Genomic DNA, 24282 nt, shown 5'->3' with positions numbered 1-24282 from the left:
TCCTATACTGGCGCGGCCATCGTGGCGCGGCGCGGTGCCGGGCTCCATACGATGGATTGCGTATGGAGCACCTCACCTGCGGCGACTACCTCGCGATGCTCGGCCTGCTCGAGAGGCTGGAGCGCATGGAGGAGGGCCAGTGCACGGCGGCTGCCTTCGCGCGGGCGGTGCGCTGGTCGCTGCGCGAGAGCCTTCCCTGCGACGATGCCGGCCTGCTGGCGTGTGAAGCCGGCCAGGAAGGCCTGATGAGGGCCCAGGGCGCGAAAGGCGTGCTGCTCGCCGCGCTGGCGAACGGCAGCTCGACGCAGGTCATGCTTCGGCTGCGGCGCGCGCAGCCCTTCAGCGCGCGCGAAAGGGAGCAGCTGGCGCTTCTGCAGCCGCACCTGGCATACGTGTACCGCCACACGTTCGCGCGCGGCGGGCCGCCGGTGGTCGCGCTGCCGCCAGCGGGGCCGCTGACGCCGCGCGAGGGCGACGTGATGCGCTGGCTGTCCTGCGGGAAGACCGACGCCGACATCGCCGCGCTGCTGGCCATCAGCCCGCGCACGGTCCACAAGCACCTGGAGCACATCTACGAGAAGCTGGGCGTGGAGACGCGCACCGCGGCGGTGATGGCATTGCAGCGGTCGCAGCGGCCCGCGACGGCCGGCAGGACGACCCGCTCACGGTGGCCTGCCCAGCCGATGCCGGCGAACTGGCGCTCCGGGAATCCTTAATAGGTCAGCGTGATCGTGACCGTGTCCGTATAGATTCCGCTGCCGGGCGACGGCTGGGCCGGAACCCTGCCATAGACGATCAGCGTGGTGAGCGCGGCGCTGCTGCCGGGACTGTTGAGGAGCTCGGTGCCATTGTTGCCCCAGCGCTGATTTCGCTTGTCGTCCTTGTACAGCTCGTACGTCACGTACTTGGCGGCGGCGCCGACCCCCTTGCGCATCCGGCGCGTCGACCCCACGGCGTTGGTACCGTTGCTCAAGGCCATGGACCATGAGCGTCCCACCGGGCACCGGATGGTGATGCTCGAGGTGTTGTCCACGGCAACGCTCAGATCCGTCTTGCTGCCGAAGTTCAGGTCGTTGGCGGCCTTGATCGCGCAGCTGTTGTCGACGTTGGCCGTGATCTGGACGATCGGGCTGTTGGAGCCGGTGTAGTCCCCCGTGACGCAGTTGGGCGGCGTCCCCGAAGCCTGGTAGGCCCACGGCAATGTGCCGTCCTGGTAGAGCGTGGACTGGAACGGCACGGCCGGCAGGGTCTGGCCTGCGAAGACGCGTCCATTGATCGGGATGCTGATCGTGACAGGGATGTTGTTCCCCGGCAGCGACATGACGCCGCTGTAGACCGGGAACCCGCCTCCCGTGGGCGGCGGGCCGATGACGTTCGTGTAGCCCGGAGGAGCGTAGAGATCGTAGAGCATGAAATCGCTCGGCGCCGACCAGCTGAACATCTTCCGGGGAGCCACGCCGGGGCGGCTGCCTTCGGGAAGGTACAGGCAATACTTCAACGTGCCCGGCTGGTTTGCGCTGCAGGTGAAGCTGATGCTGCCGCTCTTGTCGGTCGCGGCCGCGGGACTGATGATGCCGAAATCGATGTTGGTGGTGCCGCCGGAGTAGCAGAAGACCTGCGCGTTGGCCGCAGGGCTGAAACAGCCCAAGGCGGCGGCGAACGCGAGCCAAGCCAGGACGCGCCTGGAAATCTGCAGGGGTTCGGTCATGGTTTGCACTCCAAGGGGGTGGGCTCGCCGCCAGCCGGCGGCAGTGGATCTGGCAATCGCGCGGTGCACCGGCCGGCTTCGCCCCTGACGAACAAGGCCGCACCGGGGGGCGGGTCCTCGAGGTAGACAAGGCCGTCGTAGCCCACCCGGGTGGAAGCTCCCGTTTTCGAGTCGCCCATGCGCAGCTCCACCACGCCGCCGGGGTCCAATGGCTGGCCCTGCTGGTTTCGCAGGCTCACGTGCACCGGCACGATCCGCCGCAACGGCAATCTCACGCGGGAAGCGCGTCGGCGCTCGGGCACGACGTCGGCCTGGACCTTGTCGGCGACGATGTCCATCGGCAGATCGAGAGTGTCCATGCTGATCTGGTTGCGCTGGTAGGCGTTGAGCTGCGGCACGAAGATCTGTCCCCGCGCATCCGTACGGCCCAGAAGCCGGTTTTCCAGGCGCACCGGCACGTCCGGCACGCCGTCCGTGGTCACCACGGCGATCGCGTCTTCCACGTGGCGCAAGGCATGCAGGTCACCCGCCAGCCAGGCCAGGGCGCCGTTGCGGCTCGCATAGACGGATGTCCCCGCCGAACCGCCGTTGGCCGTGGTGCCCACCCACCATTGCCCCGCTTCGGTGAGTCGCCCGACCTGGAATTGGGCGGAAGGATCGCGGCCGTTGGTGGTCGCGGTCTGGGCCCACCATGACCAGCCGGTTTCATCGCGGGGCGACTGCGAAGCCGATGCTGAGAGCTGGGTCGATCCGCGCCGCTGCTGCACCGACGCGCTGGTCATCACGCGGGAGTCCAGGGGCATCGAGAAGGTCAGGCTCGTGCTGTATGACTTTTTCTCGTCATTCACCCGCTGCACGTTGAGGCTCAGCGTCGCTCCCCGGCCGAGGTCCGCGGCCCACCCGAGGTTCAGGTAGTGCGCCGGTTTCGACTGCGCCAGCAGCTGGCGCACGACGCCCAGGGACCATTGGCCCACCGGGGTGCCGAAGTTCACGAAGGCCGAGTCCGATCCGCGCGACAGGGCCGGCTCCAGCCGGGAAGCCGCGTCGCGGTATCCCGCGCTGCTTCGGGCGCTGTTCACCGCGAAGCCGAAGTCGATGCCGGCCCACTGGTAGCCGACGGCCCTTTGATTTCCGGACGTTCCGTCCCCGCGGCTCGCCGCCAGCGAGGTCGTGAGCACACCGGCCCGGTCCCCCAGCTTCCACACGCTCCCCACGCCCGCCTCGAACAAGTCCGTGGTGGCTTCCGCGTGGCTCTCCAACGTCAAGGTGTTGCTCCATCCCCAGCGGTAGGAGCCGCTGGCCAGCGGCCTGTGGTCGTAGGCGAAGGAACGCAGCCCGTAGTCCTTGCGCAGGAATCCCACATCCACCGACCAATCGGACAGGCCGGCCTGCAGCAAGGTGGGCGCTCCATACAGGTCGAAGTGGACATTGCGCTGCTGTCCGTTGATGTCGGTGATCAACAGGTTGGCCACCGCGGCACCGGTTCCCGGCGGCACCGCATCCAGCTGGAAGCGCCCCGGCTGGACCTGCTGGGTGGACTGGCGCAGGCCGTTGACGTACAGCTCCAGCGTCGAAGGCAGCACGGCTTCGCCGACGAACGCCGCCAGCGGCGTGGTCGTGCGATAGGGCTGCAGGCCGAAGTCGCGGCCGTAGTGAAAGCCCCCGATGCGCTTGGTGCGGGTCCAACCCTGGCCACCGGTGAGCCCGTCGCCCAGCCTGAGCACCGTCATGCTCTCGGCGTCGTCGACCTGCCACTGGGTGTCGAGCCGGACCAGCGCTGGCGCTCCGGTGCGGCTTGCCGCATGGGCGACGGCCGACTGGCTCCAGACTGCCGCGCCTTCCCCGAAGAAGCGCAGATCGCCGAACGCGCTGGCCGAGACACCGCCGGCGCGGGATTCCGAATACAGGTCGTAGTTCAGGACCGCGCCTGCGACGCGCGTCGACGGATCGGCGGGAGTGGCCGACGCGAGGCCGGACGACAGGCGCAAGACCGGGCGGTCCAGCAGGTCGACGGGAGCGACAAGGGATAGCCGCAAGCCCGCGCTGTCGTAGTTCACCTCCAGCCCCGGCAGCCCGGCCAGCGCGATCTCGCCTTCGGCCTGTTCGCTTCCCGGCCAGCGGAGACCGAGTTGCCGCAACAGCACGGCGTCCGCACGCAGGCCATCGGCCGCCTGGGCAAACGGATGCAAGCCGGCTTTGCGGACGCCGTTGACCGAAACGGCCAGAAAGAGCTGCTGCGTGGTTTCCTCCGTGATCGGCGGCGGATCGGGTACGCCGGCTTTCGCGAGTCCGGGCAGGCCGGCTATGAAACAGGACGCGACGATCTCAAGGCCGGCCGCGGGCCATCGGGAGCGTCTGCTCGTTCTCATCGTCATCGAGCAGCGCCTTGAGCTGGCCCGCGCCCAATCCAGGGCCGGCCTTCAGCGGCCACTGCATGGTCTTGCCCGCCAGCACGTAGCCCAGCAAGCCGGGAGCCAGCAGCGTGCGTTTGCCACCCGCGTCCTCGTGCACCAGGCGACTGATGCGGACCCGCCGATTCCCCGAATTGGCGATCGACAGCACCGTTGGCGTGCCGGCTTGCCAGGACGCCTGGAGGGCCGGACTTGCCGGGGCAGCGGACGGCGATGGGCTGGCTTGAGTGGGCGCCACGAAAACCGGGACCGAATAGCGCAGCAGAAAACGCAATCCCACCTGCTGCTGCGCCTGTTCCTCCGCGTCACTTCCAGCCGTCCCGGCCGCACTTGACGCGCGGGTGACGGGCAGTTCGTCGATCAGCAGGCGATAGGTCAGTTCAGCCTCGGGCGCCTGGGGCCGCACCCGGACGATCCTCACCAGCTGCTGCCCGCCCGGCTCGATGCGGATGAACGACGGCGTGGGCAGCAGCTCACGCGTGGGCTCGAGCGTTTCCTGCCCGTCGTTCTGGGACCAGCGCAGCACGCGCACCTGGGCGTCGACCGGCCCACCGCCGCTGTTGCGAAGCCAGACGCCTTGACCCTGTTGGGTCGGGCCGAATTCCAGGGTGATCGGTGAAATCTGAAGGTCGGCCGCCGTCGCGACACCCGCCAGGAGAACTGCAGCACTTGCAACAACCCTGTGCCTGACCCTCCAGCGGAGTCGCGCGTCCTTCATGTTCAGAAGGTGACGGTCGCCGTGATCGTGTCTTCGTACTTCCCTTTGGGGAAGTCCAGGCTGGGCACCTTGCCGTAAACCGTGAACGACATCTCCTTGTCGTCAGGGGCTACCGGGGGATCGAACGTGGAGGTGCCGACCGTATTGCCCCAGAAAGTGGTGGCCGCATCGGAATAGAGCTCGTAGGGGATGTACACCGTCTTGCCCGCATTCGTCATCGCGCGGCCGCCAGCCACGGGATCGGTCTTGCTGCCCGCCACGGTCGCGGCCATTCCATAGTTGAGGCCGCCATTCAGGCCGATGTGGAACGAGGCGCCCTTGTTGCACTTGACGTAGATCTTGCCGTTGTTCGCGGTCGCGGAACCGGTGCTGCGAACCTGCTTGCCGAAGTCCACGTCGCTCGGCTTGGTCGTCGTCGAGATGCTGCAGCTGTCCGCGATCTCCAGCAGGACCTTGAAGTCCTGGGTGTCGGTGTCGGCGTGGGCTGCCCCGAAGGCCGCTAGCGCAAGGATGCCGGCCAGTGCATGGAAAGCGTGTTTCATCGGTTACCTTCGTTTCAGAATGTGAGAATTGAAGATAAACCGGCTCAGCCGTGAAACAAATACTACTTGTGCATGAAAGGACCCCCGTTTGGGACTTGGGGGCCACAGCGATGCAGCCTTCCGTGGTTCGCGAGCAGGCGGCCTGACGGCCGGTCCCGGCCGAGTCCCACAAACCCGGCGCGCACCTGCGCGGTCGAACTCCCGTCTCGGCATTCGACAGGAGAACTTCCATGCAACGCACCCTCATCGCATTCGGCTGCGCACTCGCCCTGGCCACCGGCGGCGCGCTGGCTCAGCAGCAAAGCTCCGGCAGCTCCGGCAGCAGCTCAGGCGGCAGTTTCACCGAGAAGGCGAAGGAGGCCGTCCAAGCCATCGGCGAGAAGACCAAGGAAACGTACGAGAAGGCGAAGGACAAGGTCGAGAACACCGCCCAGTCTTCCGGCAAGGGCAGCTCGTCGCCGTCGGACACCAAGGCGATGGGCTCGTCCGACCCGCAGCAGATGCAGAGGCAGGCGGACGCCGACTACAAGTCGGCCAGGGCCCAGTGCGAGCCGATGCAGGACAAGGGGCAGCAGACCTTGTGCCAGAAGAAGGCCACGGCCGCGCACGCGAACGCCGAAGTGAAGATCGAGGAAGCGAAGCTGGCCAAGGGCGACGGCAGCACGTCGTCGATGGGCGCCGGCAAGTCCACGCAGTAGTGCGGCGGATCAGGCTTGCTGGAAACCGCCCGGCAGGCGCACCACGAACCGCGCGCCGTGCGGCTCCACGGCTTCTGCTTGCACGGTGCCACCCTGCAGGCTGACCAGCGCCTGCACGATCGACAGCCCCAGTCCCGAGCTGCCCCCCGTCGTGCCGCTGCCCTGGAAGCGGTCGAAGGGATGGCGGCGCACGCGCTCGGGCAGCCCCGCGCCGTCGTCCGCCACGGACAGCACGGCGTGCCCGCCGTCGCGCGCCACTTCCACCTGCACGGTGGTGGCGCCGCGCGCATGCCGCAGCGCGTTGTCCAGCAGGTTGGACAGCACCTGGCGCAACCGGTCGCGGTCGCCGTGCGCGATGACGGCGTCGTGCACCAGCAGCTTCAGTTCGATGCCGAAGGCCTGCGCCCGCTCCTCGAACGTGTCCAGCACCTCGCGCGCGAGGTCCGCCAGCGCCACGTCAGCGGGCTTGATCGAAAGCTTGCGCGATTCGGCCAGCGCCAGCGTGTGCATGTCCTCCACCAGCCGCGACAGGTGGTTCACCTCGCCGATGAGGCGCGTGAATTCCGCCGGGCCGGGATCGATGACGCCGTCGCGCAGCGCGTGCAGGCGCGCCGTCAGCACCGACAGGGGCGTGCGCAGCTCGTGCGACAGCGCGGCCGCGGTGTGGCGGCGCTCGCCTTCCAGGGCCTGCAGCGCGTCGGTCATGCGGTTGAAGTCGCGCACCATCTCGGCCAGCTCGCCGCGTTCGCTGCCCGCCTTCGCGCGCACCGACAGGTCGCCCAGCGCGATGCTGTTGGCGGCTTCGGCGATGGATGCGAGCGGCCGCGTCACGGCTCTGGAGATGCGAAAGCCCATGAGCAGCCCCACCGGCAGGCAGATCACCAGGCCGATGACCAGCGACCAGCGCTCACCGAACAGCGGGTCGCTGCGCCAGTACTGGCTGTAGATGGTGGCCAGGCGCCCCGCCTCTTCGGTGGGGTCGGCCTCGCCCTGGCGCATGGCGTCCACGTCGCGCTTCACCTGCTGGGGCAGGCTGCGGTAGAAGTCGCGGTACTGCCACTCGGCCAGCAGCAGCACCGACGCGGACAGCATGCCGATGGTCACCAGCACCGCCGCGGCGATGGCGAACCCGAAGCGGACCCAGATGCGGTCTACGAAGCGGGCCACAGCCGGTATCCCACGCCGCGCACGGTCTCGATGAGTTCCGGCAGGCCGGCCAGGGCCAGCTTGCGGCGCAGCTTCGACAGGTGCGAGTCGATCACGCGGTCCAGCGCCTCGCTCTCCGGCAGGCAGGCTTCCACCAGCTGGCCGCGGGTGAAGCACCTTTGCGGCTGCGACGCCAGGCACGCGAGCAGGCGGTATTCGGTCAGCGTCAGCGGCAGTTCCTGCGCGGGCGCGCCGGCTTCGGTGACGCGTGCGCTGTGCGCCTGCAGGTCGATCTCCAGCCGCCCGGCGCGAATGAGCTCCTGCGCCGGGACGGGGGCGCGCCCGGTGCGACGCAGCACGGCGCGCACGCGCGCCACCACCTCGGGCGGGCTGAACGGCTTGACCACGTAGTCGTCGGCGCCCAGCCGCAGCGCCAGCAGCTTGTCGAGGTCCTCGGCGCGGGCGGTGACCATCATCACCGGCGCGTCGCTCTCGGCGCGGATTTCGCGAAGCACCTCGACGCCGTCGATGCCGGGCAGCTGGATGTCCAGCAGCACGAAGTCCGGCCGCAGCCGCCGGAACATCTCCAGCGCCTGCGGGCCGTCGCGCGCCACTTGCGCGTCCAGCCCGTCGCGCCGCAGGTAGGCGACCAGCACGTCGGCGATGCCGGCCTCGTCTTCCACGACGAGGACGAGCGGGCGATTGGGAAGGACGGCGGCGCTGGCGGACATCGGCTGCGGATTATGGGCATGGCGGCCCCATCCACGGTTTCTCCACACAAGCTGCACGGCTCGGCAAGACCGCCAAGTTGCAATGCGGGCCGGCCGCCTCGGCCTTGCCATGCACCAGCGTCCGCTCCGCTTGCCCCGCCGCCTCGTCCGTTTCGCCACCGCGCCCGTCGCCTTGTCCGCCGCCCTGCTGGCGGGCTGCAGCGTCGCGCCCGTGCCGCAGGTGCCGCAGGACGCGCCGGCAAGCTGGGCTGCCCCGGTGCCGGCGGCGCCGCAGGCCGCGCCCGTCGACCTGCAGGGCTGGTGGAAGGTTTTCGGCGACGAGCGCCTCGACGCGCTCGTGGCCCGTGCGCTGCAGGCCAACCTGGACGTTCGAGTGGCCGCCAGCCGGCTGCGCCAGGCGCGGCTGCTGGCCAGCGCCGAAGGCACGCGCTTCCTGCCGCTCGCCAGCGCCGGCCTGCATCCGGTGCGCGACCCGCGCGCCACCGATTCCTTCCTGCACCTGAGCCTGGACGTCACCTGGGAGCTGGGCCTGTTCGGCGCCGGCGAGTCGGGTGACCGCGTGGCCCAGGGACAGATCGCGGCCGCCGAGTGGCAGGTGCAAGGCGCGCGTGTCGCGGTGGTGGCGGAAGTGGTGCGCCGCTGGCTGGAACTGCACGCCGCCCGCGACCAGCAGGCGCTGTGGACGGCCATCGCCCAGGCGGACGACCAGTCCGCCGGGACGGCCCGCGCGCGCTGGGACAACCGCCTGGGCACGGCCGCCGACGTGGCGCAGGCGCAGGCCCGCGCCGCCCAGGCGCGTGCCACTGCCGCCGGCTATGCGGGTGCGGTGCAGACCGCCGGCGTGGCGCTGGCCCAGCTGCTGGGCGAGTCGGCTGCGGGTGACTGGGCCACGCAGCCGGCCGCCGCGGGCCTGCCGCCGGTGTCGGTGCGCGAGCTGCCGGCCAACCTGCTGCGCAGCCGCCCGGACGTGCGCCAGGCCGAAGCCGGCGTGCTGCGCGCCGCGGGCGAGGCCGGGCTGGCGCAGGCGGAACTGTCGCCGCGCCTGGCGTTGACGGGCGGCGTGCTGCGCTCGTTCAACGTCACGGAGCGGCGCGCCACGGCCACGCATTCCACTTTCAGCATCGCGCCCTCCATTGACGTGCCGCTGTTCGACTGGGGCCGCCGGCAGGACCGCGCCCGCGCCGCGGACGAAGCGGTGCAGGAAGCGCTGCTGGCGCATCGCAAGGCGGTGCTGGACGGCGTCGCCGAAGCCGAGACGGCGCTCGGCCTGCTGGCCACCCAGCGCGAACGCGAAAGGCTGCTGGCCGCCGCGGCGCAGGCCGCGCAGGCGCAGGAAACGCAGCTGCAGGCGCGCACCCGCGCCGGCCTGGCCGGTGCGTCGGACGCGCCGGCGCTGGCCCGCGTGCGGCTGCTGGCGCAATCCGAGCTGCGCGATGCGCAGTCCGGCGCCGCGCTGGCTTTCGTGGCCCTGTACAAGGCCCTGGGCGGCGCGCCGCTGCCCGAACCGGAAACGCCGCAGGCGTCGCGCCCATGATCCCGCTCGCCCGCCGCACGCTGCTGCACGACTGGCCGCGTTTCCTGCCGTCGATCCTCGCGGTCGGCTTTTCCGGCGTGCTGCTGGCGGTGCAGGTCGCCCTGGTGCTGGGCATCTTCGGCAGTGCCGCCATCCCGGTGACCGCGTCCACCGCCGACCTGTGGGCCGGCTACCCCGGCACGCAGAGCGTCAACTTCGGCCGCACCGTCGGCCCCGACGTGGAGATGCGCCTGCGCGCGCATCCGCAGGTGCAGGACGTGGAGCCCTACCTCTGGCTGGAAGCCGACTGGCAGGCGCGCGAAGGCGCGGCCGGCAGCGTTCCCGTGTTCGTTTCCGGCATCCGCACCTCGCCGGGCGCGATGCTGTTCGCGCACGCCCTGGTGCCCGGGCTGCGCGCCGCGCTGGACGAGCCCGGCGCGGTGGTCGTCGACCGCTCCGACCTGCGCCAGCTCGGCACGCCGCTGGGCGGCTGGGCGTGGGTGAACGGGCGGCGCGTGCACCTCATCGCCGCCATCGACGGCCTGCGCGCGCTGGGCGGCGTCAACGTGCTGGCGTCGCTGGAGACGGCGCGCACGCTGGGCGCGCCTTCGCGTGCCGACGGCGCGACCTACTACGTGGCCCGGCTCGTTGCCGGTGCCGATGCCAAAAGCGTCCGGCGCGATTTTTCCCCGCTGCCCGCCATCGGCGCGCACGAAGTCTGGACCGCCGCGCAGTTCGCGCGCCGTTCGCAGCTGTACTGGATGTTCGACACCGGCGCGGGTGTCGCGGTGCTCTTCATGGCGCTGATCGTGTGCGTGGTCGGTGTCGTCATCACCAGCCAGTCGCTGACCGTGGTGGTGGCCTCGTCTTCGCGCGAATACGCCACGCTGAATGCGCTGGGCGCCAGCATGTCCGCCCTGGGCCGGGTGGTCGTGGAACAGGCGTGCTGGATCGGCGGCATCGGGCTGGTGCTGGCCGTGCTGGGCAGCACCGTGCTGCTGGCCGCGGCCAGCAGTTACAGCGTGCCCGTCGCCATGACGCCCGAAGCGGCGCTGGCCTGCGCTGCGGCCGTGCTGGTGCTGGCGCTGCTGTCGGGCGCGGCGGCGCTGCGGGGCCTGCTGAGCGCCGATCCTGCGAGCCTGCTGCGATGAACCGCATCCCCGTCCGCTCCCAGGACCACGGCGCCAGCCTGCGCGGCGAAGGCCTGGTCAAGAATTTCGCCAGCGGCGCCGTGCAGGTGCAGGTGCTGCGCGGGCTGTCGCTGACCATCGACCCCGGCGAACTGACGCTGGTGTCGGGGCCTTCGGGCTGCGGCAAGAGCACCTTGCTCGCGCTGTTGTCCGGGCTGCTGCGCCCCGACGCCGGCGAAGTGCATGCGCTGGGAGAAAAGCTCAGCGGCAGCAGCAAGCAGGCGCTGGACCGCTTCCGGCTGCAGCACACCGGCTTCGTGTTCCAGGGCTTCAACCTGTTCCCCGCGCTCACCGCCAGCGAGCAGGTGGAGCTGCCCCTGGGCTACCTCGGCCTGCGCCGCGAAGAAGCGCGCGACAGGGCGCGCGAAGCGCTGGAGGAAGTGGGCCTGGGGCAGCGCGCCGCGATGCGCCCCGAGCAGCTTTCGGGCGGCGAGAAGCAGCGCGTGGCCATCGCCCGCGCGCTGGCCAAGTCGCCGCAGCTGCTGTTCGCGGACGAACCCACCAGCGCGCTGGACGCCGAGAACGGCCAGCGCGTCATCGACCTGCTGCATCGCATTGCTCGCAACCGCGGTACCACCGTGCTGTGCGTCAGCCACGACCCGCGCCTGGTGCGGCACGCCGACCGCGTGCTGACGATGCAGGACGGGCGGATCGAAGCCGATTGGCGGCAGAGGAACGGAAGCCCGATCGAGGAGGCGCACGCATGAGAACGAGAACGACCGTCCTGCTGGCGGCCCTGGCCGCGGCACTGGTGGGCTGCAGCGATTCGCGCCACCCGGTGGCCACGGCGCACGCGCAGCCGCTGACGCAACCCCGCGCCGCGGCCGTGGCGCGCGGCAAGGTGGAGATGCCCGGCGGCATGCTGGAGGTGGCGCCGCCGGTCGACGGCGTGGTCGCCAGCGTGGCCGTCGCCGAAGGCGCGGGCGTGCGCCGCGGCGACCTGCTGCTCACGCTGGACAGCCCCGCAGTGCGGCAGGACCTGGCGACGGCGCAGGCCGAACTGGCCCTGGCGCAGGCGCGCCAGCGCGCGCAGGCAGGCCGCGCCGCGCCCGCGCGGGACCTGCTCGCGCGCTGGCAGGAAGCCGCGCGCGCCGGCGCGGCCGATCCGGCGCGCGAGGAAGAGGCGCGGCAGTCGCTGCGCGAAGCCGAGTCGGGCGTGGCCGTGGCCGATGCCGAGGTGCAACTCGCGCGCGTGCGCGTGCAGGCCGCGCAATCGCAGGTGGACCGGTTGCGTGTCACCGCGCCGCAGGACGGCAGCGTGCTGGCCTTGCCCGCGCAGCCGGGCAGCCGCGTGGCCGCGCAAGGCGGCCGCGCGCTCGCGGTGCTGCTGCCCGCGCGGCCCGCGCTGGTGCGCGCCGAAGTCAACGAGAGCTTCGCGCCGGCCGTGAAAGCCGGCATGAAGGTGGCCGTGGTGCCCGATGGCGCCGCCGGCGACGGCGCGCGCGCGCTGGCCGGCCAGGTGATGAGGATCAGTCCGGTGTGGGGTCCCAGCCGGCTGGACGAGGACGCGCCGGTCCGCTCGGGCCAGCGCGTGCTGGAATGCTGGATCGCCCTGCAGCAGCCCGATGCGCTGCGCGTGGGGCAGACTGTCAGGGTGACTTTCCATGAATGAGATCGTGATGCGGGCCGCCCGGCCCACCGGATGGACCGTGCTGTGCGACTTCGACGGCACCATCAGCATCGAGGACGTGACCGACAGCCTGCTGCGCCGCTTCGGCCGCCCCGGCTGGCAGGCGCTGGAGGAAGCGTGGGAGCGCGGCGAGATCGGCTCGCGCGCCTGCATGACGGGCCAGGTGGCCCTGCTGGACATGAGTGCCGACGAACTGTCCGCGCACCTGGACACCATCGCGATCGACCCGCACTTCCCCGCGTTCGTCGACGGCGCGCGCGCGCTCGGCATCACGGTGCAGGTGGTGAGCGACGGGCTGGACCTGGCCATCCGCCGCGTGCTGGCGCGCCACGGCCTGTCGCGGCTGCCGGTCGCGGCCAACCGGCTGGTGCAGGACGGCGAGCGCCGCTGGCGCATGGAATCGCCGTACGCCAGCGCGTCCTGCGCCCGTGCCAGCGGCAACTGCAAGTGCGAGAAGCTGTCGAAGGAACGCGCCGTGCACGGCCAGGTGCTGTACGTCGGCGACGGCAGCTCCGACTTCTGCGTCAGCGGCAAGGCCGACGCGGTGCTGGCCAAGGACCGCCTGCTGGTGCATTGCGGGCAGGCCGGCATCGCCCACCTGCCGTACGAACACTTCGGCGACGCGCTGCGCCGCCTGGCGGAACTGGCGACGGGCGTGGAGGCGCGGGTCGAATGAGCCTGGCGCGGATCTGCGTCACGCCGCACGAGTTCGTGCTGGAAGGGCATGGCCCGCGTGCGCGCACCGGCGTGCTGCTGGTGCATGGCATGACCGGCACGCCCAACGAGATGCGGCTGGTCGCGCGCGGCCTGCAGCGCGAAGGATTCACCGTCTACGCGGTGCAGCTGGCCGGCCACTGCGGCACGGTGGACGACCTGCTGGCCACGCGCTGGACCGACTGGTCCGCCAGCGTCACGGCCGGCGCGGAGCGGCTGCGCCCGCACGTCGATCGCCTGGTGGTGGCCGGACTCTCGGTCGGCTCGGTGCTGGCGCTCGCGCTGGCGCAGGAAAGGCCGGACCTGGTCCATGGCGTGTGCGCGCTGTCCACCATCTTCCGCTACGACGGCTGGACTATCCCGTTCTACACGCGCTTCGCCTTCCTGCTGCCGCTGCTGCGGGTGCTGGGCATCGGCCGCCGGCGCATGTTCATGGAGGCGCCGCCGTATGGCATCAAGGACGACCAGCTGCGCGGCCACATCGTGGCGCGCATGCATGCGGGCGCCAGCGCCGAAGCGGGGCTGCCCGGCAACCCGTGGTGGACCATCCAGGAGATGCGGCGCCTGTCGGCGCGCGTGCGGCGCCGGCTGGAACAGGTGCGCGCGCCTTGCCTGGTCATCCACGCGCGGCACGACGACGTGGCCGCGGTGTCCAACGCGCACGAGATCGTGCGCGGCGTGGTGCACGCGCCCGTCGAACTGCTGCTGCTGGACGACAGTTACCACATGATCACCGTGGACCGCGAGCGGCGCACGGTCGTCGCCCGCATGGTGGACTTCGCCGGCCGGGTGGCGGAAGGCCGTCTGGCCGGCGCGCATGGCTGATCCCCTGGTCGCCGGCCTCTGGCTGGCCAACGTGGTGGTTGACACCGCGGGACAGCTCGCGTTCAAGGCGGCGGCCGTCCATCCCGAGAGCACAGGCACTGCCGGCGTGGGCGCCCGTTGGCGCGCGCTGGCTTCGCGCGGCTGGCTGTGGCTGGGCGTCGCCTGCTACGTGATCGAGTTCGTGGTGTGGCTCGCCTTTCTTTCGCTGGTGCCGCTGTCCGACGGCGTGCTGCTCGGCTGCGTCAACATCGTCGCGGTGATGGTGGCCGGCCGCGTGCTGTTCCGCGAACACCTGGCGCCGCTGCGCGTGCTGGGCATCCTGCTGGTGGCGGGCGGCGTCGCATTGGTGGGGCTCGCATGACGGCCGCCGTGTCCGGCGTGCGCAAGCAGCGGCTCTACCTGCTGGGCTTCGGCGCGCTGGTGGTGTTCGACACGCTGGCGCAGGTCTGCTTCAAGCTGGCGGGCGAGCACGCGCTGCCGCTGCAGGCCGACCTGGCGTGGCTGGGCCGCGTGGCCGCCCATCCCTGGATCTACGGCGCGCTGGTGGGCTACCTCGGCGCTTTCGTCACCTGGATGACGTTGCTGGAGCATGCGCCCATCGGACCGGCCTTCGCGGCGTCGCACCTGGAGATCGTGGCCGTGCTCGCGGTGTCGGCGGTGCTGTTCGGCGAGCGGCTGGCGCCGCTGCAGATCGCGGGAGCGGTGTTCATCGCGCTGGGTATCGTCGTGCTGGGCATCAGCGAAGTGCGCGAGGCGCCCGCGGCCGGGCACACCGGGATTCCGCCGGGGCCTTCACGGTGATGCGGGAGGTCCCGCCCACCGCCGGATTGCCGCTGCATGCGGCCGACCTGGCGCCGTGGGGCGACGATGGACTGGAGACGTTGCTCGCGGCATTCCTCGGCGTGGAGCGCACGCTGCTCACCTGTTCCGGCACGGCCGCGCTGGTGGTGGCACTCACCGCGCTGCGCAGGTTGTCGCCGCAGCGAAGCGAGGTGGTGCTGCCCGGCTACACCTGTGCGCTGGTGCTGCAGGCGGTACTGCACTGCGGGCTGCGCCCGCGTGTGTGCGACCTGGCACCCGGTGGCACCGACTTCGATCCGGACCATCTGGCCGCGCTGTGCGGCGGGCAGACGCTGGCGGTGGTGCCCACGCACCTGTGCGGCCGTGTGGCCGACGTGGAAGGTGCGGCGCGCATCGCGCGTGCCCACGGCGCGTGGGTGATCGAGGACGCGGCGCAGGCGCTGGGCGCGCGGGTGCAGGGCCGCAGCGTCGGCCTGGCGGGCGACGTGGCGCTGTTCAGCCTGGCGGCGGGCAAGGGCCTGACGCTGTTCGAAGGCGGCCTGCTGGTCGCGCGCGATGCGCATCTCTGGCCGGCGCTGGAGCAGGCCGCGGCGCGGTTGCTGCCGGCGCGGTGGGGTTGGGAGTTGCGCCGCTCCGCCGAACTGCTGGCCTACGCCGCGTTCTACCGGCCGCTTCCGCTGGCGTGGGTGTACGGCGCGCCGCTGCGCCGCGCGCTGGCGCGTGGCGACCATGCCGCCGCCGCGGGCGACGTGTTCGACGAGACTTTGCCGTTGCATGCCGTGGGCCGCTGGCGCCGCCGCGTCGGCGCGCGGGCCTTGCCGCGGCTGGGTGCCTTTCTCGATGAGGGCCGCGTGCGCTGGGCGCAGCGACGCGACCGGCTCGCGCAGGCGGGCCTGGGGGTGCTGGGCGACAGCCCCGCCATGGAGGACGCCGACGGCGTGCGGCCGGTGCTGCTGGTGAGGATGGAAAGCGCCGCCGCGCGCGATCGCGCGCTGGCTTCGCTGTGGCCGGCGGGCCTGGGCGTCAGCGTGCCTTTCGCCCGCACGCTGGCGCACGATGCGCGTTTCAGCGTTGCGTTGACGGCCGAAGATCGCGCGTCGCTGCATCGAGCCGAGGCGCTGGCTCGAAGCGTGCTGACCGTCAGCAACAGCCCATGGCTGGACGACGGGCGCTTCGGGCGGGTGCTGGCCGCGCTGAAAGCGGCGGCGCGGGCCGGCTGAACACGCGCCTTGCTCAGGCGGTCTCGGGAACTTCGGCGGCCACTTCCAGCGCTGCTTCGCGCAGGCGCAACGCCTTCTCGCGCACGGCGACGTAGTCCCGCGTCAGCGGCACGTTCTCCTGCCGCACCGCCAACTGGATCTGGAAGATGGCGATCTCCTGGAAGCGGAAGGCGGCTTCCGACATCGACAGGTAGAACTCCCACATGCGGCAGAAGCGCTCGTCGTACAGCGCGGCCGCTTCGGCGCGGCGCGCCATGAAGCGCTCGCGCCACAGGCGCAGCGTGCGCGCGTAGTGCAGCCGCAGCACCTCGATGTCGGTGACCACCAGGCCCGACCGCTCGATGGCCGGCGTGCATTCCGACAGCGACGGGATGTGGCCGCCCGGGAAGATGTACTTCTCGATCCACGGGTTGTTGAAGTCCGGCACGTCGCTGTTGCCGATGAAGTGCAGCAGCATCACGCCGTCGTCGGTCAGCAGCTGGCGGCAGCGCTGGAAGAAGGTGTCGTAGAAGCCCACGCCGACGTGCTCGAACATGCCGACCGAGACGATGCGCTCGAATCGGCCCGGCGTGTGGCGGTAGTCCTCCAGGCGGTAATCAAGACGATCCGCGAAGGCGGTGTCTTCGCCCAGGCGCCGCGCATGCGCCAGTTGCTCCTGCGACAGCGTGATGCCCGTGACGTGCGCCGCGCCGGCCACGCCCGCGAGGTAGCGCGCCATGCCGCCCCAGCCGCAGCCGATGTCCAGCACGCGGTGGTGCGGCTCCACCAGCAGCTTGGCGGCGATGTGGCGCTGCTTGGCGCGCTGCGCCGTCTCCAGGTCTTCGTCGCCGCGCTCGAAATAGGCGCACGAATACTGCCGGCCCGCGTCGAGGAACAACTCGTACAGCCGGTCGTCCAGGTCGTAGTGGTGCGCCACGTTGGCGCGCGACTTGCCCGGCAGGTTGTGCTGCAGCACCGGCCGCAGCCGCATGCGCCAGGCATCGAGCATGCGCACGAAGGCGTTCGGTGGCACGTCGCGGTCGTCGCGCAGCAGCAGTTCCAGCACGTCGTACACCGTGCCTTCCTCGACGCGCAGGCGCTGGTCCATGAACAGCTCGCCGAACTGCAGGTCGGGGTCGCGCAGCATCGCCACCACGGCGGTGCGGTCGGTGAAGCGGATGTGCGCGCGTGGCGCGGTGCCGTCGCCGAACACCAGCTTCTCGCCGCCGGGCAGCGCGATCGCCAGTTCGCCGCGTTGCACGAGCGGGCCGATGAAGCGTCGCAGCAGGGCGGGGATGGCGGCGTCGAGCATGGATCTCTTTCTAGTTTTCGGCGTGGGCGGCGGCGATCCAGTCGAGCAGCGACAGGTTCAGCCGGCGCTGCCCGTCCTGCCATTCGGGCAGGCGCGGGTCGGCGCAGGCCGTATCTTGCCCGTCGTGGGCACTGAGCCAACGCTTCCACCAGGTGCGGTACCGCCACGACGACACTTCGCCGGTGATGTCGCTGGCGATCACCTGCCCGCGCAGCGCCTGCAGCACGGCCTGCGCATGCGCCCGGCCGAACCGGCCCTGGTCCCAGTTGGTGGTGACCACGCCGGGCGCGAAGACGTCCTTGTCGACGGAGAAGTAGGTGGGCATCGGGTCGCGCTGGAAAGCTTCCGCGGCGGCCGCGGCCAATTCGTCGACGCCGGCGAAAGCGCGGAACGCCGCGCCCAGCCCGAACCGGCGGGCCCAGGTGACGTCGACACCGGTGGACCAGTAGACGAGGCGGCCGCTGCGCAGCGGCGACCAGTGGTTCTCCCACGCATGCGCCGCGCCGATGTCGCTCGACGTGATGCCCAGCACGTGCACCTGCGCGACTTGCGGCAGCCGCGCCACGCGCAGCACCCACGAGCCGCAATGCACGCCGAACGGGAAGCGCATGTTGTCCGGATGGTTGTCGAGCACCACCACGCGCACGCTGCGCGGCGGCCGGCGGCGCACGGCGCGTTCCACCAGCGGCCAGCTGAGGTGGTGGAAGTCGCCGCTGCCCATCAGCACGGTGCCGTGCGCGGCGGGCAGGCTTTCATCCAGCTGCGCCGCGAAGCGCCGCATGGTGCCCATGCCGCAGCCGAAACGCAGCGCTTCGTGCCACGCGGCCAGCGGCAGCCGGTGCTCGCCGGGCAATGGGCCCACCGCGCCGTCGATGTCCAGAACGACCGGGGCGCCGCTCACGCGGACGCCTCCGCCCAGGCGCGGTCGCCTTCGAAGCGCGACGCGAAGCGGCGGCCCAGCGCGCGCAGCAGCGGATTGCGGATGTGAACCGCGTGGCGCGTGAAGGTGAAGCGCGCGCCCAGCTGCTTCTTCACCTGCGGGTCGGTCCAGCCCGCCACGTAGTGCGTCAGCCCGCGCTCGATGGCGTATTCCAGGTTGACCATCCAGCTGACGAAGTAGAGGTCCAGCTCGCGGGCCGCGGGGTAGCGCAGGCCGATCCACTTGTCGACCAGCCGCCCCTGGTGTTCGAAGCACAGGTTCCAGCCGACCAATTCGCCGCCGTCCGCGCGCCTGTACTCGAAGACGATGCCATGCGCGTGGGCATCGCGCAGCACGCCGGCGAAGAAGGCCGGCGTGAGCTTGTCGAAGTGGATCTCGCTCTGCGCGTGCACCGCCTCGTACAGCGCGTAGTACTCGGCGACGAGCGCATCGACCGCGAACGCCGCGCCGGTGGGCAGACGTTCCACCCGCAGCGAGGCGCGGCTGCGCAGCTTGCGGCGCAGGTCCTGGCGGCGCGACTTCGACAGGCGCGCGAGGTAATCGTCCAGGCTGGCGAAATCGATGGGCACGTAGGCGAGGGCCTGGCCTTCCACGGCGATGAAGCCCGCGGCCAGGCAGGCCTGCATGAAAGCTTCGGCGGCCTCATTGTCTTCGGCACCGAGCAGCGGCGATCGCTGCGGCAGGTCCTTGACGATCAGCAGCGCGAAACGCCGGCGCCAGTCGCGCAGCAGCCGCGCGACCAGGCCTCGCGGGTCCTGGCCGGCGGGCAGCAACGCGTATTCGCTGACGGTGGTGCCGACGAACCCGGTGCGGATGCGCAGCCAGCGAGACCACCAGCGGTAACCCGGCCAGCGCGAGACGGCGCGCTTGAAGTCGTCGTCGGCCGTGGTCAGCAGGTCGAAGCCGGCGGCGAACGCCGGCGGGTCGCGCTGCAGCAGCGCGAAGTCCTGCGGCGGGTGGCTTTCGAACCACCCGACGAGCGCATCCGGCTCGAGCTGGTTGCGCAGGGCCACCGCCGCTTCAGCCGCGCTTGGCGCGGCGCAGCAACTGGTCGAGCAGCACCATGGCCTCGTCGATCTCGGGCCGGGTGATCTCCAGCGACGGCGCGAACGTGATGACGTTCTTGTAGTAGCCGCCGACGTCCAGCACCAGGCCGCGGGCCTGGCCCTTGTATTCCAGCGTGCCCGACAGGCCGATGTCGACCATCTTGTCCAGCAGCTCGCGGTTGGGCGTGAAGCCGTCGGCGGTGCAGATTTCCGCCCGCAGCGCCAGGCCCAGGCCGTCGACGTCGCCGATCTCGGGATGGCGCTTCTGCAGGTCCTTCAGGCCTTCCAGGAAGTAGGCGCCGCTGTCGCGCACCTTGGCGCCGTAGTCGATCTCGGCGGTCATCTTCAGCACTTCCAGTCCCAGCGCGGTGCCCAGCGGGTTGGAAGCGAAGGTGGAGTGGGTGGACCCGGGCGGGAACACCTTGGGGTTGATCAGCTCTTCGCGCGCCCACAGGCCGGACAGCGCATTCAGCCCGTTGGTCAGCGCCTTGGCGAAGACCAGCACGTCCGGCGTGACGCCGAAGTTCTCGACCGACCAGAGCTTGCCGGTGCGCCAGAAGCCCATCTGGATCTCGTCGACCACCAGCAGCACGCCATGGTCGTCCAGCACTTTCTTCAGGCCCTTGAAGAAGTTGGCCGGCGGCACGACGTAGCCGCCAGTGCCCTGGATCGGCTCGACGTAGAAGGCCGCGTATTCGCATTGGCCGGTCTTGGGGTCCCACACCGCGTGGTACTCGTTCTCGAACTTGCGGCGGAAGTCGGCGACGATGTTCTCGGCGTATTCCTCGGCCGTCATGCCCTTGGGCCGGCGGAACGGGTAGGGGAACGGGATGAATTGCGCGCGGTCGCCGAAGTGGCCGAAGCGGCGGCGGTAGCGGTAGCTGGACGTGATGCTGGAAGCGCCCAGCGTGCGGCCGTGGTAGCCGCCCTCGAACGCGAACATCAGGCTCTTGCCGTTGCTGGCGTTGCGCACGACCTTGAGCGAATCCTCGATGGCCTGGGCGCCGCCCACGTTGAAGTGGCAGCGGCCGTCCAGGCCCCATTTGGCCTTGGCGTCCTGCGCGATCCACTTGGCCAGCTCGATCTTGGTGGGGTGCAGGTACTGGCTGGCCACCTGCGGCAGTTCGCGCAGCTGGCGGATCATCACTTCCTCCAGCCGCTTGTTCTTGTAGCCGAAGTTGACGGCCGAATACCACATCTGCAGGTCGAGGTACGGCGTGCCCGCGGCGTCGAACATGTAGCTGCCGTCGCAGCCGGAAAAGATCTTCGGCGGATTCACGTAGTGCACCGTGTCGCCGAAAGAGCAGTACCTGGCCTCGTCGGCCAGCAATTGGTCGTGGTTCATGCGCTGGGGGTCTTCCTCAATGCCCAGTATCCGCATGCCACGTTGTGGCACGGTCAACGCCGTGTGTGCGTTCTGTGGAGGCCGCCGGCCGCGCGGCGATACTGCGGCGCGTGAGCACGCCCCGCCGCATCCTCCCGGTCATCGTCCTCAGCCAGTTCGCCGGCACCTCGCTCTGGTTCGCGGCGAACGCGGTGCTGCCCGACCTGCAGCGGGCGTGGGGCCTGCCGGCGTCTTCCCTCGCCACCGTGACCAGCGCCGTCCAGCTCGGCTTCGTCGCCGGCACGCTGGTCTTCGCGCTGCTCATGCTGGCGGACCGCTTCCGCCCGACGCGCGTCTTCCTGGCCTGCTCGCTGCTGGGTGCGGCCTGCAACGCGGGCGTCGTGCTGCTCGACGGGCAGTTCGCCGCGCTCGTCGCGCTCCGCTTCGCGGTGGGCTTCCTGCTGGCGGGCATCTACCCGGTGGGCATGAGGATCGCGGCGGCGTGGTACCGCGAAGGCCTGGGCGCGGCGCTGGGCGTGCTGGTGGGCGCGCTGGTGCTGGGGACCGCGCTGCCGCACGGCCTGCGTGCGCTGACGGGCGATGCGGCCGGGCTGGCCGCGGGCGGCGAAGCGTGGAAGACGGTGATGCTGGCCGTCTCGGCGCTGGCCGCCATGGGCGGCATCGCGACGGCGCTGCTGGTGCCCGACCGCCCGGCCGCGGCCGCCGCGCAGCGCATCAGCCCGCGTGCACTGGGCGCGCTCTGGACGGAGCCGCGCCTGCGCGCCTCGGTGTTCGGCTACTTCGGCCACATGTGGGAGCTGTACACGCTGTACACGCTCGTGCCGGTGATCCTGGCGACGCGCTGGGAGGGAACCCGGGCCAGCGCGCTGGCGTTCTGGGCCATCGCGGCGGGCGCGGCCGGCTGTGCCGCCGGCGGGCTGGTGGCGCGGCGGGTGGGCAGCGCCCGGGTGGCGCAGTGGCAGCTGTCGGCCAGTGGCCTGTGTTGCCTGGCCGCGCCGCTGATGCTGCAGGCGCCGGCGCCCGTCCTGGCCGCGTGGATGCTGGTGTGGGGCACGACGGTGGTCGGCGACTCGCCGCAGTTCTCGGCACTGACCGCGCGCAACGCGCCGCCCGGGGTGGTGGGGAGCGTGCTCACCTTCACCAACTGCATAGGCTTCGCCGTGTCGGTGCTCAGCATCGAGCTGTTCGTGCGCGCGGCGGCGCACTGGCCGCTGGCGGCCGTGCTGCCTGGCCTGGCGATCGGCCCGGCATTGGGCCTGTGGGCGTTGCGGCCGTTGACGAGGCCGGGAGCCGGATGAAGGTTTCAGGCGGCCGGCCGGCCGCCGCGTTGCCCGATGGCCGCGTACACCTCGCGGTGCAGGCGGTCGGCCTGTTCGCGCGAGCGGCGCGCGGCGCTTTCCAGTTCCTGGGAGGCGGGTTGCTGACGGGCCGCGCGCTCGCGCTCTCGCGCGTCGGCGTTGGCCGCGCCCCATTCGCGGATTTTCTCGGTCCAGTCCATCGTTGTCCTCCTGCCGTCGCGACTTCGCTGCCAGTCGCCGAGGGTAGCGGCGGCGGGGCGGCGCGCCAGTGCGCGCCGTCGCACGAGTGTGTAGGACGGATCGTCGCGGAGCTGACTGGCGGCTTGCAACCCGGCGGTTGCTAGGCAAGGACGCGCACGGTCACGCCTTCGTCCTTGCGCAGCACTTCCACCCCCACGCTGCGTTCGTGGCGGGTGAGCAGCAGGTCGCAGGAAGCGCCGGGCGAGCCCAGCCGTTCGATGCGCAGCCAGTCGACGATGGCCGGCAGCCGCGGGGTGCGCAGGCAGACCTCGCGCGTGGCGCCGTCGATCTCCAGGCCCAGGCAGGCCTGCAGCACCGCGAACGGCGCGGCCGCCGCCCACGCTTGCGGCGAGCAGGCCACCGGGTACAGCGTGGGCCCGGCGTCGTGCCGGCGCGGGAAGCCGCAGAACAGTTCCGGCAGGCGGTGCAGGTCGAAGTGCAGGCTGGACTCGAACATCGCCGCCAGCAGGTGCATCGCGTCCTCGGTGCGGCCATAGCGGGCCAGGCCCATCGCGGCCAGCGCGTTGTCGTGCGGCCAGATGGACCCGTTGTGGTACGACATCGGGTTGTAGCGCGCCTCGCCTTCGGCGATGGTGCGCACGCCCCAGCCGCTGAAGAAAGCCGATCCCATCAGCAGGTCCGCGACGCGGGCCCCGTGTTCCGGCGAGGCGATGCCGCTCCACAGGCAATGCCCCACGTTGGACGCCAGCACGTCGCAGCGCCGCTTGGCGCCGTCCAGCGCCAGCGCGTAGGTGCCGCGCTCCTCGCTCCAGAAAGCGGACTGGAAACGCACCTGCAGGTCCTGCGCTTGCTGCCGCAGCCGCGCGGCCAGCGCGCCGTCGCCGAAAGCCTGCGCCATCTCGGCCATCGCCTGCTTGGCCTGGTACACGTAGCCCTGCACCTCGCACAGCGCGATGGGCGCGTCGGCCAGGCGGCCGTCGCGGTGGAACACGGAATCCTGCGAATCCTTCCAGCCTTGCTGCGTCAGGCCGTCGGCGCTCTTGCGCGCGTACTCCACGAAGCCGTCGCCGTCGGCGTCGCCGTAGTCGTCGATCCACTTCAGCGCGGCCAGCAGGTTCGGCCACAGCTTGCGCATCAGCGCCTGGTCGCCGGTGCGCCGCCAGTACGCGGCGGCCAGCACCAGGAAGAGGGGCGTGGCGTCCACCGTGCCGTAGTAGCGGCCGAACGGGATCTCGCGCGTGCGCGCCATCTCCGACGGGCGCGCCTCGTGCAGGATCTTGCCGGGCTCGGCGTCGCGCTCGGCATCCACCTGCGTGGCCTGCGTGGAAGCGAGGAAATTGAGCACGCCGCAAGCCATCGACGCATCCACCCACAGGTACTCCAGCGCGGTGAGGATGCCGTCGCGCCCGAACGTCGTGGAATACCAGGGCACGCCCGCGAAAGGGTAGGGGCCGGTAGGCAGTTCGGTGACCAGCATCGCCAGGTCGGACACCGAGCGGTCCAGCCACAGGTTCACCAGCGGATTGGACGAGACGACGTGGCTGGCGGCCTGCGCGGTCTCGCGGCGCGACGCGTTGTTGGCATTGAACGCGTCGAAGTAGTTCGGCAGCACCGGCACGGGCTGGCCTTCGCGCTCGCAGGTGACCGTGAGGTACAGGTGCTTTTCCTCGCCCGGCTTCAGCGTGACGTCGTAGGCCGCGCGGTGCGCCTCCAGCAACTGCGGCGCGGGCTCGAACCGCAGGCCGGTGCGCCGCAGGGTCGCGTCCAGGCCGCGGTAGGGCAGCATCACTCGGTCCGCCGTCACCTCCGCCGGCAGGCGCTCGCCGCGCTTTTGGCGGTGCATGCCGCGGATCTCGAACAGGTCGATGAAGTCGGCGTCGAAGGCCATCTCCAGCCGCACCTGCAGGGGCGCCGTGCCGTGGTGGCTCACCCGCACGTGCTCGTAGCACGCGCCCTGCCACAGCAGCTTGGCGCGGAACAGGTGCAGCTCGCCCTTGGGCAGCACCACCCGGCCTTCCTCGGTCAGGTCGGGGTTCATCAGGTCGATGGCCAGCAGGCTGTTCGCTTCCTGGACCGAGGACCCCAGGTACAGCGGGCGCAGCCCGTTGATGGTGAGCTCCTGGTACGACAGGTAGCGCGTGTCCTCGTGGTACAGGCCTTCCTGCCCCGGCGCCAGCGCGCCGACGTCGCCGGTGCGGTCGAACATCGCGAACGCATGGCCGTTCTTGACGGTCTGCGGCTGCTCCTCGGGCCGCGCGAAAGCCGCCAGCACGTACCAGCGGTCGTCGACGAGGATCTTCTTCTTTTCTGCCAT

24 protein-coding genes are annotated in these 24282 nt (G+C 71.0%); 12 read left to right on the top strand and 12 right to left on the bottom strand.

The annotated features are described in order from the left end of the window. Positions 1-62 precede the first annotated feature (62 nt). Positions 63-716: a helix-turn-helix transcriptional regulator gene (locus tag EZ216_RS22100; RefSeq protein ID WP_439126716.1), complete on the top strand. Its 654-nt coding sequence runs from the start codon at positions 63-65 to the stop codon at positions 714-716. Here EZ216_RS22100 and EZ216_RS06415 read toward each other — a convergent pair. Genes EZ216_RS06415 through EZ216_RS06400 form a run of 4 tightly spaced genes read right to left on the bottom strand, consistent with a single transcriptional unit; the run spans position 713 to position 5379 of the window. After that, positions 713-1708, bottom strand: coding sequence for a Csu type fimbrial protein (locus tag EZ216_RS06415; RefSeq protein WP_135248861.1), 996 nt, complete (start codon positions 1706-1708; stop codon positions 713-715). The genes EZ216_RS22100 and EZ216_RS06415 overlap by 4 nt on opposite strands. After that, a complete protein-coding gene (locus EZ216_RS06410) occupies positions 1705-4083 on the bottom strand; it encodes a fimbria/pilus outer membrane usher protein (protein ID WP_135248860.1) in 2379 nt (792 codons plus the stop codon). Before EZ216_RS06410 ends, EZ216_RS06415 begins: the two co-directional genes overlap by 4 nt. Then, positions 4034-4837 (bottom strand): fimbrial biogenesis chaperone, encoded by an 804-nt coding sequence (locus tag EZ216_RS06405; protein WP_135248859.1) that lies wholly within the window; start codon positions 4835-4837, stop codon positions 4034-4036. Before EZ216_RS06405 ends, EZ216_RS06410 begins: the two co-directional genes overlap by 50 nt. 2 nt (positions 4838-4839) lie before the next feature. Then, on the bottom strand, positions 4840-5379 hold the full coding sequence (locus tag EZ216_RS06400; RefSeq protein WP_135248858.1) for a Csu type fimbrial protein: 540 nt from the start codon (positions 5377-5379) through the stop codon (positions 4840-4842). 230 nt (positions 5380-5609) lie between these two features. Here EZ216_RS06400 and EZ216_RS06395 point away from each other — a divergent pair, with 230 nt between their 5' ends. Then, positions 5610-6077 carry a hypothetical protein gene (locus EZ216_RS06395; RefSeq protein ID WP_135248857.1) on the top strand — a complete coding sequence of 156 codons (468 nt, stop codon included), beginning with the start codon at positions 5610-5612 and terminating at the stop codon, positions 6075-6077. Between the two features lie 9 nt (positions 6078-6086). On the opposite strand, the gene EZ216_RS06390 is transcribed toward EZ216_RS06395, so the two are convergent. Both EZ216_RS06390 and EZ216_RS06385 read right to left on the bottom strand, forming a co-directional pair. Continuing rightward, positions 6087-7244 carry a sensor histidine kinase gene (locus EZ216_RS06390; protein ID WP_239024282.1) on the bottom strand — a complete coding sequence of 386 codons (1158 nt, stop codon included), beginning with the start codon at positions 7242-7244 and terminating at the stop codon, positions 6087-6089. After that, positions 7229-7954 carry a response regulator gene (locus tag EZ216_RS06385; protein WP_135248856.1) on the bottom strand — a complete coding sequence of 242 codons (726 nt, stop codon included), beginning with the start codon at positions 7952-7954 and terminating at the stop codon, positions 7229-7231. The genes EZ216_RS06390 and EZ216_RS06385 overlap by 16 nt, the downstream gene beginning before the upstream one ends. A 130-nt stretch (positions 7955-8084) precedes the next feature. Between EZ216_RS06385 and EZ216_RS06380 the strand changes: the two genes are divergently transcribed. The 9 genes from EZ216_RS06380 to EZ216_RS06340 are packed head-to-tail and all read left to right on the top strand — an operon-like array spanning position 8085 to position 15847. Further along, complete coding sequence (locus EZ216_RS06380) at positions 8085-9488, top strand: TolC family protein (protein WP_167772837.1); 1404 nt, start codon at positions 8085-8087, stop codon at positions 9486-9488. Next, positions 9485-10618 (top strand): FtsX-like permease family protein, encoded by a 1134-nt coding sequence (locus tag EZ216_RS06375; RefSeq protein WP_135248854.1) that lies wholly within the window; start codon positions 9485-9487, stop codon positions 10616-10618. The genes EZ216_RS06380 and EZ216_RS06375 overlap by 4 nt, the downstream gene beginning before the upstream one ends. After that, on the top strand, positions 10615-11364 hold the full coding sequence (locus EZ216_RS06370) for an ABC transporter ATP-binding protein (RefSeq protein ID WP_135248853.1): 750 nt from the start codon (positions 10615-10617) through the stop codon (positions 11362-11364). The genes EZ216_RS06375 and EZ216_RS06370 overlap by 4 nt, the downstream gene beginning before the upstream one ends. Then, on the top strand, positions 11361-12269 hold the full coding sequence (locus EZ216_RS06365) for an efflux RND transporter periplasmic adaptor subunit (protein ID WP_135248852.1): 909 nt from the start codon (positions 11361-11363) through the stop codon (positions 12267-12269). The genes EZ216_RS06370 and EZ216_RS06365 overlap by 4 nt, the downstream gene beginning before the upstream one ends. Next, positions 12262-12963 carry an MtnX-like HAD-IB family phosphatase gene (locus EZ216_RS06360; protein WP_135248851.1) on the top strand — a complete coding sequence of 234 codons (702 nt, stop codon included), beginning with the start codon at positions 12262-12264 and terminating at the stop codon, positions 12961-12963. Before EZ216_RS06365 ends, EZ216_RS06360 begins: the two co-directional genes overlap by 8 nt. After that, the gene (locus EZ216_RS06355) at positions 12960-13826 is read left to right on the top strand and encodes an alpha/beta hydrolase (RefSeq protein ID WP_135248849.1); all 867 of its coding nucleotides are present in this window, start codon (positions 12960-12962) and stop codon (positions 13824-13826) included. Before EZ216_RS06360 ends, EZ216_RS06355 begins: the two co-directional genes overlap by 4 nt. Further along, positions 13819-14187 (top strand): EamA family transporter, encoded by a 369-nt coding sequence (locus EZ216_RS06350; RefSeq protein ID WP_135248847.1) that lies wholly within the window; start codon positions 13819-13821, stop codon positions 14185-14187. Before EZ216_RS06355 ends, EZ216_RS06350 begins: the two co-directional genes overlap by 8 nt. Next, a complete protein-coding gene (locus EZ216_RS06345) occupies positions 14184-14627 on the top strand; it encodes a DMT family transporter (protein WP_135248845.1) in 444 nt (147 codons plus the stop codon). Before EZ216_RS06350 ends, EZ216_RS06345 begins: the two co-directional genes overlap by 4 nt. Then, the gene (locus tag EZ216_RS06340) at positions 14627-15847 is read left to right on the top strand and encodes a DegT/DnrJ/EryC1/StrS family aminotransferase (RefSeq protein WP_135248843.1); all 1221 of its coding nucleotides are present in this window, start codon (positions 14627-14629) and stop codon (positions 15845-15847) included. Before EZ216_RS06345 ends, EZ216_RS06340 begins: the two co-directional genes overlap by 1 nt. 13 nt (positions 15848-15860) lie before the next feature. On the opposite strand, the gene EZ216_RS06335 is transcribed toward EZ216_RS06340, so the two are convergent. Genes EZ216_RS06335 through EZ216_RS06320 form a run of 4 tightly spaced genes read right to left on the bottom strand, consistent with a single transcriptional unit; the run spans position 15861 to position 20469 of the window. Next, a complete protein-coding gene (locus tag EZ216_RS06335) occupies positions 15861-17138 on the bottom strand; it encodes an SAM-dependent methyltransferase (protein WP_135248841.1) in 1278 nt (425 codons plus the stop codon). Between the two features lie 10 nt (positions 17139-17148). After that, positions 17149-18039: an arginase family protein gene (locus EZ216_RS06330; protein ID WP_205959621.1), complete on the bottom strand. Its 891-nt coding sequence runs from the start codon at positions 18037-18039 to the stop codon at positions 17149-17151. Next, positions 18036-19091 (bottom strand): GNAT family N-acetyltransferase, encoded by a 1056-nt coding sequence (locus tag EZ216_RS06325; RefSeq protein ID WP_135248839.1) that lies wholly within the window; start codon positions 19089-19091, stop codon positions 18036-18038. The genes EZ216_RS06330 and EZ216_RS06325 overlap by 4 nt, the downstream gene beginning before the upstream one ends. Positions 19092-19098: 7 nt before the next feature. Next, the gene (locus EZ216_RS06320) at positions 19099-20469 is read right to left on the bottom strand and encodes an aspartate aminotransferase family protein (protein WP_135248837.1); all 1371 of its coding nucleotides are present in this window, start codon (positions 20467-20469) and stop codon (positions 19099-19101) included. Positions 20470-20570: 101 nt separating this feature from the next. Between EZ216_RS06320 and EZ216_RS06315 the strand changes: the two genes are divergently transcribed. Next, a complete protein-coding gene (locus EZ216_RS06315) occupies positions 20571-21767 on the top strand; it encodes an MFS transporter (RefSeq protein ID WP_135249135.1) in 1197 nt (398 codons plus the stop codon). Between the two features lie 5 nt (positions 21768-21772). On the opposite strand, the gene EZ216_RS06310 is transcribed toward EZ216_RS06315, so the two are convergent. Further along, a complete protein-coding gene (locus EZ216_RS06310; RefSeq protein WP_135248835.1) occupies positions 21773-21967 on the bottom strand; it encodes a hypothetical protein in 195 nt (64 codons plus the stop codon). A gap of 140 nt (positions 21968-22107) precedes the next feature. Next, a complete protein-coding gene (locus EZ216_RS06305; RefSeq protein WP_135248833.1) occupies positions 22108-24282 on the bottom strand; it encodes an amylo-alpha-1,6-glucosidase in 2175 nt (724 codons plus the stop codon).

Origin of the sequence: Ramlibacter humi (assembly GCF_004681975.1) — a bacterium.
Classification (GTDB): Bacteria; Pseudomonadota; Gammaproteobacteria; order Burkholderiales; family Burkholderiaceae_C; genus Ramlibacter; species Ramlibacter humi.
This window is presented reverse-complemented; position numbering and strand designations above follow the sequence as displayed.

Bases quoted from the DNA above. Each gene is read 5' to 3' on its own strand.
- EZ216_RS22100 (WP_439126716.1), top strand. From the start codon at position 63: ATGGAGCACCTCACCTGCGGCGACTACCTCGCGATGCTCGGCCTGCTC.
- EZ216_RS06415 (WP_135248861.1), bottom strand. From the start codon at position 1,708: ATGACCGAACCCCTGCAGATTTCCAGGCGCGTCCTGGCTTGGCTCGCG.
- EZ216_RS06410 (WP_135248860.1), bottom strand. From the start codon at position 4,083: ATGACGATGAGAACGAGCAGACGCTCCCGATGGCCCGCGGCCGGCCTT.
- EZ216_RS06405 (WP_135248859.1), bottom strand. From the start codon at position 4,837: ATGAAGGACGCGCGACTCCGCTGGAGGGTCAGGCACAGGGTTGTTGCA.
- EZ216_RS06400 (WP_135248858.1), bottom strand. From the start codon at position 5,379: ATGAAACACGCTTTCCATGCACTGGCCGGCATCCTTGCGCTAGCGGCC.
- EZ216_RS06395 (WP_135248857.1), top strand. From the start codon at position 5,610: ATGCAACGCACCCTCATCGCATTCGGCTGCGCACTCGCCCTGGCCACC.
- EZ216_RS06385 (WP_135248856.1), bottom strand. From the start codon at position 7,954: ATGTCCGCCAGCGCCGCCGTCCTTCCCAATCGCCCGCTCGTCCTCGTC.
- EZ216_RS06375 (WP_135248854.1), top strand. From the start codon at position 9,485: ATGATCCCGCTCGCCCGCCGCACGCTGCTGCACGACTGGCCGCGTTTC.
- EZ216_RS06370 (WP_135248853.1), top strand. From the start codon at position 10,615: ATGAACCGCATCCCCGTCCGCTCCCAGGACCACGGCGCCAGCCTGCGC.
- EZ216_RS06365 (WP_135248852.1), top strand. From the start codon at position 11,361: ATGAGAACGAGAACGACCGTCCTGCTGGCGGCCCTGGCCGCGGCACTG.
- EZ216_RS06360 (WP_135248851.1), top strand. From the start codon at position 12,262: ATGAATGAGATCGTGATGCGGGCCGCCCGGCCCACCGGATGGACCGTG.
- EZ216_RS06355 (WP_135248849.1), top strand. From the start codon at position 12,960: ATGAGCCTGGCGCGGATCTGCGTCACGCCGCACGAGTTCGTGCTGGAA.
- EZ216_RS06350 (WP_135248847.1), top strand. From the start codon at position 13,819: ATGGCTGATCCCCTGGTCGCCGGCCTCTGGCTGGCCAACGTGGTGGTT.
- EZ216_RS06345 (WP_135248845.1), top strand. From the start codon at position 14,184: ATGACGGCCGCCGTGTCCGGCGTGCGCAAGCAGCGGCTCTACCTGCTG.
- EZ216_RS06340 (WP_135248843.1), top strand. From the start codon at position 14,627: ATGCGGGAGGTCCCGCCCACCGCCGGATTGCCGCTGCATGCGGCCGAC.
- EZ216_RS06335 (WP_135248841.1), bottom strand. From the start codon at position 17,138: ATGCTCGACGCCGCCATCCCCGCCCTGCTGCGACGCTTCATCGGCCCG.
- EZ216_RS06320 (WP_135248837.1), bottom strand. From the start codon at position 20,469: ATGAACCACGACCAATTGCTGGCCGACGAGGCCAGGTACTGCTCTTTC.
- EZ216_RS06310 (WP_135248835.1), bottom strand. From the start codon at position 21,967: ATGGACTGGACCGAGAAAATCCGCGAATGGGGCGCGGCCAACGCCGAC.
- EZ216_RS06305 (WP_135248833.1), bottom strand. From the start codon at position 24,282: ATGGCAGAAAAGAAGAAGATCCTCGTCGACGACCGCTGGTACGTGCTG.